This is a genomic window from Parvibacter caecicola, from assembly GCF_003725335.1.
Taxonomy (GTDB): Bacteria; Actinomycetota; Coriobacteriia; order Coriobacteriales; family Eggerthellaceae; genus Parvibacter; species Parvibacter caecicola.
The window spans coordinates 1-16,668 of record NZ_QIBY01000009.1; the positions used below are offsets into that span (position 1 = coordinate 1).

The 16,668-nt window shown below is 63.0% G+C and carries 13 protein-coding genes; 10 read left to right on the forward strand and 3 right to left on the reverse strand.

Annotated features, from left to right (window positions below; genetic code table 11):
* Positions 1 to 1,155, forward strand: a 1,155-nt coding sequence (locus DMP11_RS10305; protein ID WP_235869410.1) for a hypothetical protein, incomplete at its 5' end; no start/stop codon positions are given.
* A gap of 26 nt (positions 1,156 to 1,181) precedes the next feature.
* On the opposite strand, the gene DMP11_RS06395 is transcribed toward DMP11_RS10305, so the two are convergent.
* Positions 1,182 to 2,105, reverse strand: a complete 924-nt coding sequence (locus DMP11_RS06395; RefSeq protein WP_123185684.1) for a LysR family transcriptional regulator — start codon at positions 2,103 to 2,105, stop codon at positions 1,182 to 1,184.
* 160 nt (positions 2,106 to 2,265) lie between these two features.
* On the opposite strand from DMP11_RS06395, the gene DMP11_RS06400 reads away from it, so the two are divergent.
* The 9 genes from DMP11_RS06400 (at position 2,266) to galE (ending at position 14,515) form a co-directional block, all read left to right on the forward strand.
* The gene (locus DMP11_RS06400) at positions 2,266 to 3,609 is read left to right on the forward strand and encodes a phenylacetate--CoA ligase family protein (RefSeq protein WP_123185685.1); all 1,344 of its coding nucleotides are present in this window, start codon (positions 2,266 to 2,268) and stop codon (positions 3,607 to 3,609) included.
* Positions 3,602 to 4,258, forward strand: coding sequence for a LysR family transcriptional regulator substrate-binding protein (locus DMP11_RS06405; RefSeq protein ID WP_123185686.1), 657 nt, complete (start codon positions 3,602 to 3,604; stop codon positions 4,256 to 4,258). The genes DMP11_RS06400 and DMP11_RS06405 overlap by 8 nt, the downstream gene beginning before the upstream one ends.
* Positions 4,259 to 4,720: 462 nt before the next feature.
* A complete protein-coding gene (locus tag DMP11_RS10505; RefSeq protein ID WP_214647058.1) occupies positions 4,721 to 5,935 on the forward strand; it encodes a 2-oxoacid:acceptor oxidoreductase family protein in 1,215 nt (404 codons plus the stop codon).
* A complete protein-coding gene (locus tag DMP11_RS06415; RefSeq protein WP_123185687.1) occupies positions 5,932 to 7,302 on the forward strand; it encodes a pyruvate ferredoxin oxidoreductase in 1,371 nt (456 codons plus the stop codon). Before DMP11_RS10505 ends, DMP11_RS06415 begins: the two co-directional genes overlap by 4 nt.
* A complete protein-coding gene (locus tag DMP11_RS06420; protein ID WP_123185688.1) occupies positions 7,303 to 8,217 on the forward strand; it encodes a thiamine pyrophosphate-dependent enzyme in 915 nt (304 codons plus the stop codon). It abuts the gene before it with no gap.
* Between the two features lie 487 nt (positions 8,218 to 8,704).
* Complete coding sequence (locus DMP11_RS06425) at positions 8,705 to 10,474, forward strand: glucosaminidase domain-containing protein (RefSeq protein ID WP_123185689.1); 1,770 nt, start codon at positions 8,705 to 8,707, stop codon at positions 10,472 to 10,474.
* A 171-nt stretch (positions 10,475 to 10,645) separates the two neighbouring features.
* A complete protein-coding gene (locus DMP11_RS06430) occupies positions 10,646 to 12,166 on the forward strand; it encodes an alanine/glycine:cation symporter family protein (RefSeq protein WP_123185690.1) in 1,521 nt (506 codons plus the stop codon).
* A 485-nt stretch (positions 12,167 to 12,651) separates the two neighbouring features.
* Positions 12,652 to 13,248: a hypothetical protein gene (locus DMP11_RS06435; protein WP_136845897.1), complete on the forward strand. Its 597-nt coding sequence runs from the start codon at positions 12,652 to 12,654 to the stop codon at positions 13,246 to 13,248.
* 133 nt (positions 13,249 to 13,381) lie between these two features.
* On the forward strand, positions 13,382 to 14,515 hold the full coding sequence (gene galE / locus DMP11_RS06440) for a UDP-glucose 4-epimerase GalE (protein WP_123185692.1): 1,134 nt from the start codon (positions 13,382 to 13,384) through the stop codon (positions 14,513 to 14,515).
* A 116-nt stretch (positions 14,516 to 14,631) separates the two neighbouring features.
* On the opposite strand, the gene DMP11_RS06445 is transcribed toward galE, so the two are convergent.
* Entirely contained in the window at positions 14,632 to 15,444 is an 813-nt protein-coding gene (locus tag DMP11_RS06445) for a pyridoxal 5'-phosphate synthase glutaminase subunit PdxT (protein WP_123185693.1), read from the reverse strand.
* On the reverse strand, positions 15,437 to 16,429 hold the full coding sequence (gene pdxS, locus DMP11_RS06450; RefSeq protein WP_123185694.1) for a pyridoxal 5'-phosphate synthase lyase subunit PdxS: 993 nt from the start codon (positions 16,427 to 16,429) through the stop codon (positions 15,437 to 15,439). The genes DMP11_RS06445 and pdxS overlap by 8 nt, the downstream gene beginning before the upstream one ends.
* Positions 16,430 to 16,668 lie beyond the last annotated feature (239 nt).

The following is a 16,668-nucleotide window of genomic DNA, read 5'->3' on the forward strand; positions in this document are numbered from 1 at the left end:
CGCCCCGCCACTTCCCCCCAAGCTACCGCCCCCGCTCCGCGGGTGATGGTGCCGGCGTTGGGGGACGAGCCGCCGGCCCCGGCGGCGGAAGAGCCGAAGACGGTGGCCACCGCCGGCGCTTTCGGCAGCGCCACGGGCGTGTTCGAGCCGGTAGGGGACGAACTGCTGGAAGACGTTGCCGACCAGGAAATCTACGTGGAGGACGCTGACGACTCCGATTACCAAAGCCAGATTACCGAAACCGGCGCGTTTGCCGGCCCTGGTTACGTGTCCATGCCCAAGTCGCGCCTGGGCCGTCTCTTCGGCAAGCACCGCAACAAGGGCAAGAAGGCGGAAGAGGTAACCCCGCAGGAATGGCTGTCGGTGGACGAGAGCTTCGATGCCCGTTCGGTGGGCGCTGCCCGCGGCGGCTGGGAGAGCTTCCGCGCCGAAGAGGAAGACCCTTACGAGGCCCTGAAAGAGTCCGCCGATTTCGGCTTTAACGATGACGACGACGTGCCCAGCCACAACCGCCGCGGCCGCCATTGGAGCGGCGGCGCTTTCTCACGCGAGAGCCTGGGGCGCGTTTCCACCCGCTCTACCGATGAAGACCTCGACCTGCCCGAAGACACTGGGCTGGACATCACCGCTTTGGCCGACGGCACCAGCGACGGTCTGGGGCAGTCGGCGCCGCAGGAGGCCCTGCGTGACGAAGTGGTGAGCTTCTACAACCCTGCCGTGAACGTGGAGGTTTGGTTTGTGGCGCTGGGCGCCCAGCTGGCCGACAACGGCGGCATGCGCGCCTTCCTGGAGGAGCACGCCCAGGATTTGCGCGGCGCCATCATCGTTGACCTGGAAGGCCTTGGCGCCGGCCAGCTCACCCTTATGGAAAAGGAAGGCAAGTTCCTGCACAAGAAGCCTTCTTCCCGCATGGACCGCATTGTGCGCAAGGCCGCCTCGGCAGTGGGCATTTCCGTGGAGAAGGGCACGCAGTGCTGGAAGGACAGCGCTTCCGCCTTCGCCATGAAGCACGGCCATCAGGCCATGCACCTGGTGGGCCAGCTGGACGGCAAGCCCGCCTTCTTCGCCGAGCGCGACGATGTGGCTGAAAACGTGGACGAAGAAACCCTCTACGTGAACAGCGACTTCGTCATGGAGGTCCTCCGCAAGATTTAATGAGACATTAGGGTTGTCCCTTTGTCTCATTCTTGGCTGCTCACGGTGGGGTTTTGGCGGATCACTTCTCGCAGTTGTTCCAGGTAGGCCACAAGCAGTGGAGAGGCGTTCCGCTGGCTGTGCATCAGGTAACCTACCGTCATGGTGATTTCCTCCTCCAGCGGAATGGACACGATGCCCGTGTGCATCTCTTCGGAAAGCACGCCGGTGGAGAGCGTGTAGCCGCTGTGGTTGGCAAGCAGGTTGGTGAGGGTGCCGCGGTCGGTGATGGCGATGTTCTTGCTGTGGGGCAGATAAGCCAGCGGCTCTTCCGCATAATACAGGGACGCCGAAGGGCCCTGCTCGAAGGAATAGCGCGGGTAGTCGGCCAAATCTTCCAGCTTCAGCACGGCGCTTTTCGCCAGCGGATGTTTCTCGCTCATGAATACGTGGGTACGGGCTGAGAACAGCGGGGTGAAGGTGAGGTGCGAATCGGCAAAAGCCTTCATCAGCACCCGCTCGTTGAAGCTGTCCAAGTACAGAATGCCGGCATCGCTGCGGAACGTGGCCACGTCGGAGATAATCTGGGCCGTGGTGGTTTCCCGCAAGATGAAGTCGTACTCGTCGCCGGCGAAGCGGTCGGCTACTTCCATGAACGCCTGCAGGCTGAAGGCGTAGTGCTGGGTGCTCACCGCAAGCCGCGCGAACGACTGCTGGGCCGGCGAATAGCGCTCCTCGATCATAGAAACCTGTTCCATCACCTGCCGCGCGTAACTGACCAGTTCGGCGCCGTCATTGGTGAGGGCCACGCCGCGGTTGTTGCGGGTGAAGATGGTAATGCCCAGCTCCCGTTCCAAATCCTTTATGGCGGTGGACAGGTTGGACTGCGATGCGTACAGGCTGGCGGCGGCTTTGTTGATGGAGCCGTATTCCGCCACGGCAATGAGGTAGCGCAGTTGCTGCAGGGTCACGACATCTCCTATCATCTGCATGGCCGTTAACTTAGCTATCTATACTACCGAACGAACTCAATCGAAACAATGAATAATCAGGCACCTTGTGAAAAGCCCCCGAGAGTGGTTTCATTCACAGGTGCGATTTTTCCCAAAGCGAGTTTAGGAGCGCGGCCTTATGGCAAAGAAGAACATTCCCTACGACCAGAAATACTACGACCCGGAGATAGAGTGCATGCCGCGCCCGCAGCTGGAAGAGATGCAGCTGCAGCGGCTGAAGGAAATGGTGCGCTACGCCTACGACAACACGGTGTACTACAAGCGCACCTTCGACGAAGCCGGCGTTTCCCCCGACGACATCCAAACGCTGGAGGACATCCAGAAGTTCCCCTTCATAGACAAGAAAACCGAGCGCGACACCCAGCATGTGGGATCGTTCTTCGGTGAGATGTGCTCGGTTCCGGAAGAGGAAGTGGTGTTCATGGCCACGTCGTCCGGCTCCACCGGCGTGCCCACGGTAAGCCCCTTCACCCAGGAGGACTTCGACTTGTGGCAAGACACCGAGGCGCGGCTGTTCTGGCAGGCGGGCATGCGCCCCAACGATCGCTACGTGCACGGCCTGAACTTCGCCCTGTACGTGGGCGGCCCCGACGTGATTGGCGCGCAACGGCTGGGGGCCCTGGCCATCTGGGTGGGCGCGGTGCCCTCCGACCGCCTGCTGTTCGTGCTGAAGCAGTACCAGCCCACTGTCATCTGGACCAGCCCCTCTTACGCCTGGACGCTGGGAGAGAAGGCGAAGGAAAAAGGCTACGACCCCAAAACCGACTTCTCCATCCACACCATCATCGTGGCCGGCGAGCCGGGCGGATCCATCAAGTCCACCCGCGAGGCCATCGAGGATTTGTGGGGGGCGAAGGTGGTGGACTTCTTCGGCCTGTCCGACATCTACGGTGCTTGCGCCGCCATGTGCGAGGCGAAGGACGGCCTGCACATCGTGGAGGACCAGATTCTGGTGGAAACGGTAGACCCCGCCACCGGCGAGGTGCTTGAGCCGGGCCAGCTGGGCGAGCTGGTGTACACCACCCTTACGAAAAAGGCGCGCCCCATGATCCGCTTCCGCACCGGCGACATCGGCTATGTGACCAACGACCCCTGCGAGTGCGGCCGCACCCTGGCCCGCATCCACATCACCGGCCGTAAGGACGAGATGTTCATCGTGGGCGCCGTGAATGTGTTCCCCACCGATATCGAATACGTGGTGCGCGCCGAGAAGGGGCTCACTGGCGAATACTCCATTCGCGTGTACGACCAGGACTTCACCACCAAATACGAGGTGTCGGTGGAGCGGGCCCAAGGTTCCGCCGAGCCTTACGACGAGGTGGCCCGCCGTGTGGAAGGGGCGCTGAAAACCCACACCGGCGTGCGTCCGTCGAAGGTTATCGTGTACGATGCAGGCAAGCTGGGCACCTCTTCCGAGCACAAGGCCAGCCGCTTCGTCGATGAAAGGAAGAACAATGGCTAAGACCTTCTCCATTTCCGGGCAGCATTACCTGTTCGACGTGCAAACTTTCGCCCAGGTGGTGCTGGCCACCGGTGGCGAGGAGTACCACTATTCGCTGCTGGACCGCACCACCCAGGGGGTCATCGACGACGTGGCCAACGGCGTGAGCGACCTGGGCGTGATTATGGAAACCTCTGAAACTGCCCAGCAGCTGAACGAGGTGCTGGCCCAGCGCGGGCTTGAGTTCGTGGAGCTGATCACCAGCGCCCCCCGTGTGGCGCTGCCCGCCAGCCACCCCATGGTGAACAAGCAGAAGTTGACGCTGGAGGACATGGAAGGCTGGCCCTACGTGTACTTCGACCAAGGGCCGGACGCGCCAGAGTTCTTCTACGAAGAAGCCCTGGCGTCGGTGCCGCGGGGCAAGACCATCGCCTGCACCGACCGCGCCTCCCTCACTGAATTGATTGTGGCGCTGAACGGCTACACCGTCACCAGCGGCATTTTGGTGGGCATCACCGACGGCAGCGCCCTCACCACCGTGGCGCTGGATACCGACGAGCGGCTGCAGCTGGGTTACATCGTGCGCCGCGGTGCCGCCATCAGCGAACTGGAGCAGAAGTTCCTCGAAAAGCTGAAGAAGAACCTGGAGAAGTACGCGGTGTTCAACTAGGGCCGCGGTAGACGCGAGCGGGGTTTACGGCTGCGGACGCCGGTTCGCCAACGGACGCAATGGCGATGAGCTGGGCATCGGATGCAATGGGCTATGATTTGGCAGCTGCATTTTCGTAGGGCCGAGATTCTATCTCGGCCTAAAGCTGCAGCCCCGCACGGGCCGTCCGTTTAGGCAGAGATAGAATCTCTGCCCTACGAGTTCCGCCTGCGGGGTCGTTGTGGGCGGGCCGTTTGTTTGGGCAGAGAGGGGGTCTCTGCCCTACGAGTCGGGCCTGTGAGCACATTGTAGACGGGCTGGTTCAGTAGCTGGGATGGAGATTTGGCCACCTGTCGGGCCGGCCCATCTGCAAAACGGGGCGGGGCGCGGGCGTGCAAGCCGGCGCACCGCTTTTTTGTGGGGGATTGCTATATCATGGGAGGCAAGGGCACCGGCCCCGTTCCCCTGAGGGAGAGGTTATTCATGATAGAAGTTCTGTGGCACGGCCGCGGGGGCCAAGGGGCCTTCACGGCGGCGCGGCTTTTAGGGGCCGCCGCTTCGCTGGAGGAGGGCGCCCATGCGCTGGCCTTCCCCTCTTTCGGCCCCGAGCGGCGCGGCGCCCCCATGCGGGCGTTCACGAAGTTTTCCCGCGAACCCATCGGCGATCGCTCTGCTATCCAGCGGGCGGATTTCGTGGTGTACCTGGACGAAACTCTGCTGCAGCCGGGGTGGCAGCAAGAGTTGAAGCCCGGTGGCCGGGTGCTGGTGAATTCCTGCCAGCAGTTCGGCGACGAGCGCATCGTGGCCATCGACGCCAACGGCATTTCCACGGCGCTTTTGGGGCGCCCTATTCCCAACACGGTGTTTCTGGGGGCGCTAACGGTGCTGTGCCCCTCCGTCACCGAGGCGGCGGTAAAGGAAGCCATTGCCCAGTACATGCCGGAAAAGCTGTATCAGAAGAACTGGGCCGTAGTGGACGAGGCAGTGCGCACGATGAGCGCGGCGGCAGAGATAGAATCTCTGCCCTACGAAAATACCTGTCCTACGGCCGCCGACGATGATGGCGACGAGGGCGCCGCTTTCGCCCTTCAGACGGCAGACGGGCAAGGCTCGCATGGCGAAGACGCCCCCGCCCTTCGTAGGGCAGAGATTCTATCTTTGCCTAAAAAGCAACCGGAAGCAGCTTGCTCCACTCAACCGATTGCCAAGATCAGCCAGGCAGTGGCTATCTCCGGCGCCGATTCCTTGTTGGCAAAGAAGACACAGACAGAACCGCTGCCCCACGAAGGCCTGCCGAAAGCCCATTGCCGTTCCGCGGCGTCGTCCCCGGTTGCGCCGGGCATTCGCTGCCGGCTGCGTGATTCCGCCGATGCGGCGGCGCCCTCGCTCAACCCGGCGGAATTCGCCAAGAACACCTGTTACGCGGCGGGCCACTTGGTGACGAAAAACGCCGGCTGGCGCAACCAGCGACCCGTAATAGACGGCGCCGCTTGCACCCTGTGCCTGCAATGCTATCTGTACTGCCCCGACGGCACCATCTTCAAAGTCCGCGACGAAGGCGGCCAAACCGCGGGGCTTTCCATCGACTACGATTTCTGCAAAGGCTGCGGCGTGTGCGCCCGCGCTTGCCGCTTCGGCGCCATCGCCATGGTGGACGAGGCCCAGGCCCTGGCGGTCGAGAAGGGCGGTACCCGATGAAGCGTTTTCTTTCCGGCGACGAGGCCTTTGCCGAAGGGGTGCGCCTGGCGCGGCCGGCGGTGATTTCCGCCTATCCCATCACGCCGCAAACGGTGGTGGTGGAGCGGCTTTCCGAAATGGTGGAAAGTGGCCAGCTGAACGCCCATTACGTGCATGTGGAATCGGAGCACTCGGCGCTGTCCTGCGCCATGGGGGCCTCCGCCACTGGCGCGCGCACCTTCACCGCCACCTCCAGTCAGGGGCTTTTGTACATGGCCGAGGTGCTTACCTACGCGGCGGGCGGCCGGTTCCCCATTGTGATGATGAACGCCAACCGCGCCACCGCCCTGCCGTGGAACATCTACGGCGACCAGCGGGACAGCCTGGCCCTGCTGGATCATGGCTGGATTCAGGTGTACGCCCAGGACAACCAGGAGGCGCTGGACCTGGCGCTAATGGCTTACGCCGTGGCCGAGCACCCCAGCGTCAGCCTGCCGGTGATGGTGAACATCGACGGCTTCGCCCTCACCCACACCTATGAGGCGGTGGACATTCCCGAGCAGCAACAGGCGGATGAGTTTCTGCCCCCGTACGAAACCCGCAACCGTTTCGATTTCGAGCAGCCGGTGAACCTGGGCTATTCCGCCGGCCCCGAATTCAACCGCCACTACCAGTATTGGCACCATCGAGACATGTTGGCGGCAGAGACGGTCATCGACGAAGTGGAGCAGCGCTTCGCCCAGGTGATGGGGCGCCAATACGGTGGCATGGCGGAGGAGTACCGCACCGCCGATGCCCAGCTGGTGCTGGTGTGCGTGGGCAGCGTGGCCGGGCAGGTGCGCCAGGTGGTGGATCAGCTGCGGGACCAGGGCGTGCCCTGCGGCATGGTGCGGTTGCGCTACCTACGCCCCTTCCCCGCGCAACGCCTGAACCAGCTGCTGGCGGGCAAGGCGGCGGTGGGCGTCCTGGAGAAGGACATCTCCTTCGGCGCCGAGGGCACGGTGTTCACCAATGTAAATTCCGCGCTGGCCCAAGGGGGCAACGGCGCGCCTACCATGAACTTCATCGGCGGCCTGGGGGGCGACGACATCACCGCCGCCCAGATTCGCAACGCCTTCGCCCGCCTTGCGGCGCTGGTAGAGAGCGATCAGCGCGCAAAAGGGGCGCCGGCTGCTGGCTCGCAATGGGCGGAGGCGGCTGCGGGGAAAGCGTCCGCTTCCACACCAGACCCCGTACCAACTGGAATTCGTAGGGCAGAGATTCTATCCCTGCCTCAGCGTGTGGCCGACGAATATCCACGCCCGGGCCAACCCGGCGCCACAAGCTCTGCACATTCCTCCAACTGCGTGGTGTTTCTGGGGGTAGACGATGAGGGGGAGGTGGCCTAAATGCCGGCGAACGCCAAAACCATTTCCGATGACGAGCTGTTTTACGGCCACAAGGCCTGCGCCGGTTGCGGCGGCAGCTTGGCGGTGCGGGCGGCCCTGAAGGTGCTGGGGCCCAACGCCGTGTGCGCCCTGCCGGCCGGCTGCATGAGCGCGGTGGGCTTCAATTTTCCGCAACTTTGCTTCGCCAACAACGCCATGATCACCCCCTTCGCCGCCACGGCCAGCGTGCTTTCCGGCATAGCGGCAGGGCTTGAGGCCCAGGGGAAGAGCCCGGCCGAGTACCCGGTGGTAGGCTTCGCCGGCGATGGCGGCACGGCCGACATCGGGCTGCAGGCGCTGTCCGGCGCCATCGACCGCAACGACGACATACTATATATATGCTATGACAACGAGGCCTACATGAACACGGGCATCCAGAAAAGCTCGCTCACCCCGTTCGGCGCCTCAACAACCACCACGCCCGCCGGCCGCAACGTGCGCGGCTGCGCCACCCAGAAGAAAAACCTGTTCGAGATAGTGGCTGCCCACGACATCCCCTACGCCGCCACCGCTTCCATCGGCTATCTGCCCGATTACCTGGCGAAGGTGGAGAAGGCGGCGTCCATTCGCGGCACCAAGTTCATCCAGGTGATAGCCCCGTGTCCCACTGGGTGGGGGACGGCGGTGGACGCGACGGTGGACATCGCCAAAGAGATGGTGGACTGCGGCCTGTGGCCCCTGCTGGAATACGAGGGCAGCGCTGTGAGCGGACAGCCAGCCGGTCGTTTGACGGTGAGCCGCCGTCCTCGCCAGTTTTCGCCGGTGGAGCACTACGTGCGCAGCCAAGGGCGGTTCAAGGCCCTCACCGATGAGGAGGTGGCCGGGGTGCAGCAGTTCCGCGACAACCTGTGGCAGCGCCTCGAAGCCCGGTTGTAAAGCGGCCATTTCTGAACCAATCATAAGAACGTTACAGCCCAGCGGCCCCGGGCTTACGACTTGTTAAGAACGGGGGTCTTGACGCCCTAAAAACCCCATTTTGCGGGAAACTGTCACCAGAGAAAGCCGTTTTCTCTGGTTCGTCGTGCCTGTCAAAGGTGGGAAAACGCGGGCGAATGGCTTTGGCACCTTGATATCTGACTTGAAATCTCAGATTAACAGAAAGGCAAATTCCGCCGAAAAAAGGCAAGATATTGTAGAGGTAGAATTTCCCAACACAAGAACGGTTTACTGTTCGTGATAAAACCTGGTCATATGCGGATTTATTTTTGGATGTTGGGGTTGAGAAACCCTCTAAAGAGGGAGTAAACTTACCTAATCCTTCGTTAATTTGGGGTTCGATAGGATATTTGGGGTCGAGACCATGACGAAACGTTGGCCGGGTGCTCATGGGCCCGGCGGGGATTTGCAGTAAGGCAGGTGCACTATGAGAACAAAAGCAATATCGCTTCTCACCACCGCTGCCCTCATTGTTGGTACTTCGGGCAGTGTGGCGGTGGCCCAGAGCGTGGCTCTGGCCGAGAACACCAGCGGAGAGCAGTGGGAGAACCTTTCCTCTGATGAGCGCGAGGCGCTGAATAAACTTTCCGCGAGCGAATTTGAGAAGTTCTGTCAGCTGAGCGATGCCGACCAGAAAGCGCGCCTGAGCAAGCTGGTGAGCGATATGAAGGCTCAGCAGAAAGCTGAGGAAGAAGCGGCGAAGAAGGCTGCCGAAGAGGCTGCCGCCAAGGCCGAGCAAGAGAAATTAGACGCCGAGGAGGCCGCCGGGGACAAGGGCGACAACACCGAGGGCGAAGACGGCACCGAGGGCGAGACCCCCGATGTGCCAGAAACCCCTGATGGGGGCGACGAGGGCGAGACTCCCGAAACCCCTGAGGTCCCGGATGGCGGCGACGAGGGCGATGTTCCCGAAACGCCGGAAACACCCGACACCCCTGACACCCCCGATACCGATGATGACGGGGAAGACCCGGAGGTGCCCCCGGTAGACGATCCTGCCGACGAGCCCACCGCTCCCACTCCCGAACAGCCGAAGCCCGAGGCCCCCGCGGTTGACGAAACCGCCAAGCCCGAGCCCAAGCCAGCTCCCGCCGAGCCCAAGCCCGAGGACAAGCAGGAGAACAGCAACAAGACCACTGAGCCTATTCCCGACAGCGGCACCTACACGCCGAAGCATTATTCGCTGAACGCCACCACCGAGATGTTCATCGCCATCATCGGCGAACAAGCCCGTCAGCTGGCGCAGGAGAACGATCTCTACGCTTCCGTGATGATTGCCCAGGCCATTCTGGAGTCCGGTTCTGGCAATTCCGGCCTGGCCCAGGCGCCCAACTTCAACCTGTTCGGCATCAAGGGCTTCTACGAGGGCAATTCCGTGGTCATGCGCACTACCGAGTTCAACTCCCGCGGCGAGTCTTATACGCTGCTGGCCCGCTTCCGCGCCTACGACGGTTACGCCGACTCGCTGGCCGACTACGCCGACCTGCTGGCCAACGGCCTGGACGGCTACTATTCCGGCGCTTGGAAGAGCAACGCCGAAACCCCTGCCGAGGCCTGCGACTTCCTGGAGGGCCGTTACGCTACTTCGCCCACCTATTCCGAGAAGCTGCAAGACCTCATTGCCACTTACGATCTGGAGCGCTTCGACAAGCCGCTGAGCTGGGAGTACGTGGACACCTATGAGATGCAGGCCACCGACCCCGAAACCGGCGAGCTGCTGTTCGACGAAGAGGGCGAACCGGTTATGGAGCAGCGTACCGTGGCCGACCTGCTGTCTGAGGTTACCTCGCACCTGGGCACCCCCTATGTGTGGGGCGGCGCCGACCCCATCACCGGCTTCGACTGCTCGGGACTGATGCAGTACAGCCTGCGCGAGGCCATGGGTGTGGACATTCCCCGCACCACCTACTTCCAGTGGCGCGTGGGCGAAACGGTGCAGTTTGACGATTTGCAGCCGGGCGACCTGCTGTTCTTCGATAACGACGGTGACATTCACCATGTGGCCATGTACCTGGGTGACGGCTACTACATTCATGCGCCGCACACCGGTGACGTGGTGCGCGTAACCGCCATGGAGGACAATATGCCTTCCTTTGCTCAGCGCGTGCTGCCCACCAAGCCGGTGGCGTTGCAGGTGAAGGCCCCCACTCCCGATGAGCTTTTGGACGAAGCACGCATGGAGGCGGGCATCAAGTAACCAAGCGGAAGCAAGCGAAATGCATAAGCGCGGGCCCTTCGGGGTTCGCGCTTTTTTGTGCCCGTGGGAGTGGATGGCGCTCCGAAGCCCCAGATAGACCGCGCTTTAGCCAAGTAAAGAGCCCGTGCTCTGGTAAAATGCTTGCAATTACCCACGGCCAAAGGAGGGCATATGGATCTAAGCGCGATCAACGATCAACTCATTTCCATCACGGGGGTGATTGACGACTTCATGTACACCTACATCTTGGTGATACTGCTGGTGTTCGTGGGCATCTACTACACCATCCGCACCAAGGCGGTGCAAATCCGCTACATCAAGGACATGTTCACCCAGCTGACCGAGAAAAGGCACGTGAACGGCCAGCGCTCCATTTCCTCGTTCCAGGCCATGATGGTGTCCACCGCCTCCCGCGTGGGCACGGGCAACATCGCCGGCGTGGCTACGGCCATTGCCACTGGCGGCCCGGGCGCGGTGTTCTGGATGTGGCTGATGTGCATCGTGGGCGCCGCTTCTGCGTTCATCGAGTCTACCCTGGCCCAGATTTTCAAGGTTAAGTTCAAGGATGGCGAATTCCGCGGCGGTCCCGCTTACTACATCCAGCAGGGCCTGGGGCAGCGCTGGCTGGGCATCGTGTTCGCCATCGCCCTTATCCTGTGCTTCGCGTTCGGCTTTAACGGGCTGCAAACCTTCAACATGACCTCCTCGCTGGAATATTACATTCCCGACTACGCCGCCAACGGCGTGGCCCTGGGCGTGGGCATCGTGGTGTGCGTGTTCGTGGCCTTCGTCATTTTCGGCGGCGCCAAGCGCATCTCCATCATCACGTCCATCATTGTGCCCATCATGGCTTTCGCCTACATCGCCCTGTCGCTGTGGACGGTGTTCGCCAACGTGGGCGAGCTGCCCACCGTGTTCGCCGTGGTGTTCCAGTCGGCCTTCGACTTCCAGTCGGTGGCGGGCGGTTTCGCCGGCTCTGTTGTGATGCTGGGCATCAAGCGCGGCCTGTTCTCCAACGAGGCTGGTATGGGTTCCGCTCCCAACGCCGCCGCCACCGCGTCGGTTTCCCACCCAGTGAAGCAGGGCCTGGTGCAAAGCCTGTCCGTGTACATCGACACCCTGGTCATTTGCACTGCCTCCGCTTTGATGGTGCTGATTTTCTACGTGCAGAACGGCGACGCCGCCGCCGGCCTGAATGGCATGGCGCTGGTGCAGATGGCCGTGAACAACTCGGTGGGCGAAGTGGGCATCCACTTCATGACCTTCGCCATTTTCGCGTTCGCGTTCTCTAGCCTTATCGGCAACTACTTCTATGCCGAGAGCAACTTCCTTTACATCACCAAGAACCGCTACGCGCTGTTCGCGTTCCGCGTCCTGTGCCTGCTGTTCATTCTGTACGGCGCGGTGAACAGCTTCGATCTGGCCTGGAACCTGGCCGACATCTTCATGGGCTTCATGGCCATCATCAACTTGGTGGTTATCTTGCTGCTGGGCAAGTGGGCGCTGGCGGCGCTGGACGACTATACCAAGCAGCGCAAGGCTGGGAAGGACCCGGTGTTCTTGGCCTCCAGCGTACCCGGGCTGCCCGAGGTGCAGTGCTGGAAGGAAGAGGAGCTGCAGGACATCGGCCCCAAGCCCATCCAGGAGTACATCGATGAGGCGCTGGATCCGGACTTCTCGCCGCTGCATTAGCTTCGCAGAGCGCATAACGTGCCGCCTCGGGTGACGTCCCAAAAGGCCGCTGGCAACCCCAGCGGCCTTTTCATGACAGGGGACGGGGATAACGTCAGGTTTTCGGGGCAGGGGGAAGGGTGCCGTCGCAGGTCGAACTCGTAGGGCAGAGATTCTATCTCTGCCTTTTTTGCGTTTCTGGAGGGTGGGCCGACCCGGCAGGCCTGCGCTCGACGCTCCGCACGAGGGGAACTAACTCGCCCTGGCGGGCGAGTGGATTTCCCCTCTGCTCCGCTTGACCGGACCTCTCTCCGACCTGCCGGGTCGGGCCAGCCAGGATGCACCGCGGGTTCGGACCTGACGTTATCCCCGTCCCCTGTCATGCTTTTTCTCATGGGCAGTTTTCGTGTAGGTGGGCTGGTCTTCATGGGGCTTACAGATTTGCTGCGTACCATAGCCGCATCACGGCATGGCCCCCTGTGCTGGTGAATTGCGGAGGACGGGTTTTGGAAAAATCGGACATCATGGTTTGGGTGCTGGGCATCGTCAGCGCGGCAGCGTTGCTGGCGCTTTGGTGCGGGCTGGGGTTGTACCATGCGCAGACGCATTTGGGGTTCGGGCTGGCGGTTTCGCTGGGGGCGGGGCTGGTGGCAACGGCCCTGCTGGTGGCGCGGGCCGAGGTGCGGCGGCGCTACCGAACTCGTACGGTTTACGTGAGCGACACCCATCTGTTCAACCCCGAGCTGGGGCTGGTGCCCCTGCGGGAAGGGGTGAAGCTGCAGGATGCCTTGGCCGATGCCATGGAACAGCTGCGCTACTCGTTCCGCACGCACGATTTCCCCAGCGACGAACAGTTTGTTCCTCGGTTTGTCGTGCGCACGGCTGGCTATAAAGCGCGGCGCGGGTGCGCGGTGCGCGGGTTTTCCGGGCGCTCTGCGGCGCCAGGTCCAATGAAGGCGGGCGCTGCCGCGTGCGGAACCGCCGCCCGGCAGCGCCAATGGTGCGGTGAGGTGGCGATGATGCGCAGCGGTGGCTCGGTGCAGTTCGACACTCCGGAACGGCTGCGGGCCATTTTGCAACCCCTCCATCCTGCGGCTCGCTAACCAGGCGCTGTGCAGCGCGGCGCGGCGGCCGTCGGCGTTGTTGGATGGCAGCGGCCTGGCGCCACTGTTTGCGGCAAATGCCAGAACAAGTACAATGAGAAGCCGCTGAAAACGAACGGAAAGGCAGGCGGCGATGGCCAACAAAGGTTTGGGGAAGTCCCCGCAGGAAACCACCATTCTGGTTACCGGAGGCGCTGGGTTCATCGGCAGCCACACGGTGGTGGAGCTGCTGGCCCAGGGCTATACCGTGGTAGTGGTGGACGACTTGTCCAACTCCTCGCCCGAGGCGCTGTGGCGGGTTCGCGCCATCGCCGGCATTTCTGAAGACAGCCCCCAGCTGCGCTTCTACGAGGCCAGCATCCTAGACCGCGAGGCGCTGCATCGCATCTTCAGCGAAAACGGAATCGACGCCATCATTCACTTCGCCGGCTTCAAAGCGGTGGGGGAGAGCGTGGCCAAGCCGCTGGAATACTACTGGAACAACGTGGCTGGAACGCTGGTGCTGGCGGATGTGGCCCGCAGCCACGGGGTGAAGAACCTGGTGTTCAGCAGCAGCGCCACCGTGTATGGCGAGCCGGAGTTCATCCCCATTACCGAGGAGTGCCCCAAGCACGAGGCCACCAACCCCTACGGCCAAACCAAAAGCATGCTGGAGCAGGTGCTGACCGACCTGTACGTGGGCGATAACGAGTGGAACGTGGTGCTGCTGCGCTACTTCAACCCCATTGGCGCGCACGAGAGCGGCCTGATCGGCGAAGACCCCAAGGGCATCCCCAACAACTTGCTGCCCTATGTGGCGCAGGTGGCAGTGGGGAAGCTGCCTGAGGTGAACGTGTTTGGCGACGACTACCCCACCCCTGATGGCACTGGCGTGCGCGACTACATCCATGTGGTGGATTTGGCCCGCGGCCATGTGGCAGCGCTGGAATGGATGGCCGGGCGCGTGGGCACCGGCGAGCCGTGGGGGCTGGGCTCTGTGGCGGGCGCTGCCGCCGAGGACGGCACGCGCCACGGTGTGGGCATTTTTAACCTGGGCACCGGCAAGGGCTCTAGCGTGCTAGATGTGGTGCACGCCTTCGAGAAGGCCTGCGGGCATTCGCTGCCCTACGTGGTGCGGCCGCGGCGGGCGGGCGACATCGCCGAGAATTACGCCGCCTGCGACAAGGCGCGCCGCGAGTTGGGCTGGGAGGCCCAGTTTGATCTTGACCGCATGTGCGCCGACAGTTGGCGCTGGCAGTCTATGAATCCGGACGGGTATAAGGGGTAGTCGGCGTACCAAAGCGTCAAAAACGTGTAAATGCTGTGACCTGGGAAAACGTGGTGTCTTCCCAGGTCACAGCTTTGTATGGGGCTGCATGAAACGTGCGGTTTTGTACGCGCTGTCTAGGCGAAGAGCGAAAGGAACAACCGGTAGAGGGCGTTGTCGTCGTTGAGCTCGGGGTGGAAGCAGCAGCCTATTTGGTTGCCGAAGCGCACCGCCACCGGCTCGCTGCCCAGGGCTACGAGGGCTTCTACGCCGGGGTCCATGGCCACGATGCGCGGGGCGCGGATGAAAGTGAGGGAGACGAGGGGCCCTTCGCCGTGTTTCACGTGAAGCGGCGCTGCGGCGGTGAAGCTGCCCAGCTGGCGGCCATAGCCGTTGCGGCGAACCGTGACGGGCAGGGTGCGGAAACCCTCGACGGGGTGCGGGCTTGCGAGGGCGCTGCTCGCAGGGGGCTCCGGTGGCGGTGCCGTGAGGGGCGCTGGGGCGGAGTCCCCTGCGATGGCGGCGGCCAGCGGCGCCGAGCCCTGTTGCTTCGCTGCGGAGGCGGCGCTGGGGGCGGTCGCGGTTTCGGTGGCTGCCGAGGGAGCCGCAGCTGGGCGGGCCGGGCGTTCGCGCTCGCCGTTTTGCTCGGAGTGCCGTCCGTCGCCGGTGCTTTCCACGGTTTCGGCCAGCAGGATGAGGCCGGCGCAGGTGCCCAGCACCGGCAGGCCGCCGCGGACGAGCTGCCGCAACGGTTCCAGCAGCCCTAAATCGCGCAGCAGCTTTGCCTGGGTGGTGGATTCGCCGCCGGGCAGCACCAGCCCGTCAAGGGGTTGGGCCAGGTCGGCCAGTTGCCGCAACTCTGTCGTTTCGCAGCCCAGCTGGTGCAGGCGCGCGGTGTGCTCGGCGAAGGCTCCCTGCACCGCCAGCACTCCAATGCGGCGGCTACACACCGCGGGCCTCCATAATCAGCTCGATTTCCTGCTCATTGATGCCCACCATGGCTTCGCCCAGGTTTTCGGACAGCTTCGCCAGCATGTCAGCGTCCTGGTAGTTGGTTACGGCGGCAACGATGGCGGCGGCCCGCTTCTCTGGGTTGCCCGACTTGAAAATGCCGCTGCCCACGAATACGCCCTCGGCGCCCAGCTGCATCATCAGTGCGGCGTCGGCGGGAGTGGCGATGCCGCCGGCAGCGAAGTTCACTACGGGCAGGCGGCCGCTGCGATGCACTTCCAGCAACAGCTCGTAGGGCACCTGCAGCTGCTTCGCCGCCTCGAACAGTTCGTCGGGGCGTAGGGCCGCCACCTGGGCAATCTGTGCGGTCATCTTGCGCATGTGGCGCACGGCTTGTACCACATCGCCGGTGCCCGGTTCGCCTTTCGTGCGAATCATGGTGGCGCCTTCTTGGATGCGCCGCAGGGCTTCGCCCAGGTCGCGAGCGCCGCACACGAATGGAACGGCGAACTGGGTTTTGTCGATGTGGTAGGCGTCGTCGGCGGGAGACAGCACTTCCGATTCGTCGATGTAATCGATTTCGATGGCCTGCAGGATTTGAGCTTCGGCGAAGTGACCGATGCGGCATTTGGCCATCACGGGGATGGTGACCGCCTCTTGGATGCCCCGGATCATGGCCGGGTCGCTCATGCGGGACACGCCGCCAGCGGCTCGGATGTCGGCGGGGATGCGCTCCAGCGCCATGACGGCGCAGGCGCCGGCGGCCTCGGCGATGCGAGCTTGTTCGGGGGTGGTCACATCCATAATCACGCCGCCTTTGAGCATTTGGGCCAGTTGGCGGTTCAAGGCCTGGCGGTTTTGGGAGCCGGGTGCTCCGGGCGTGGCGACGGTGCCGGAGTTGGCCGCCGCAGTGTCGGCAGCGCTGGGGTCTCCGGGCGCGGTTGCCGGGGTGTTTGGCGTTTGGGTGCTAGGTTCGCTTTGCATAGGGTTCCTTTCTCGGGGCTTTTGCGCGCTTTAGCCTAAGGAAGTGCTGGCCCGTTTGGTATAGTCAATTCCAGGTAATTTGATAAGGTCAGCGAAGTTGCTGGCAGGAATAGGCCGTTAGTTCCGTCAGGGCCGCACGCGGGCACCCCGTTTCCGGCCCCCGTGGCGGAATTAAGCCGCTAGTTCCGCCACGGCGGGATTGTCGCGACATGCGATTTGTGGCTTTGACGGAAATAGCC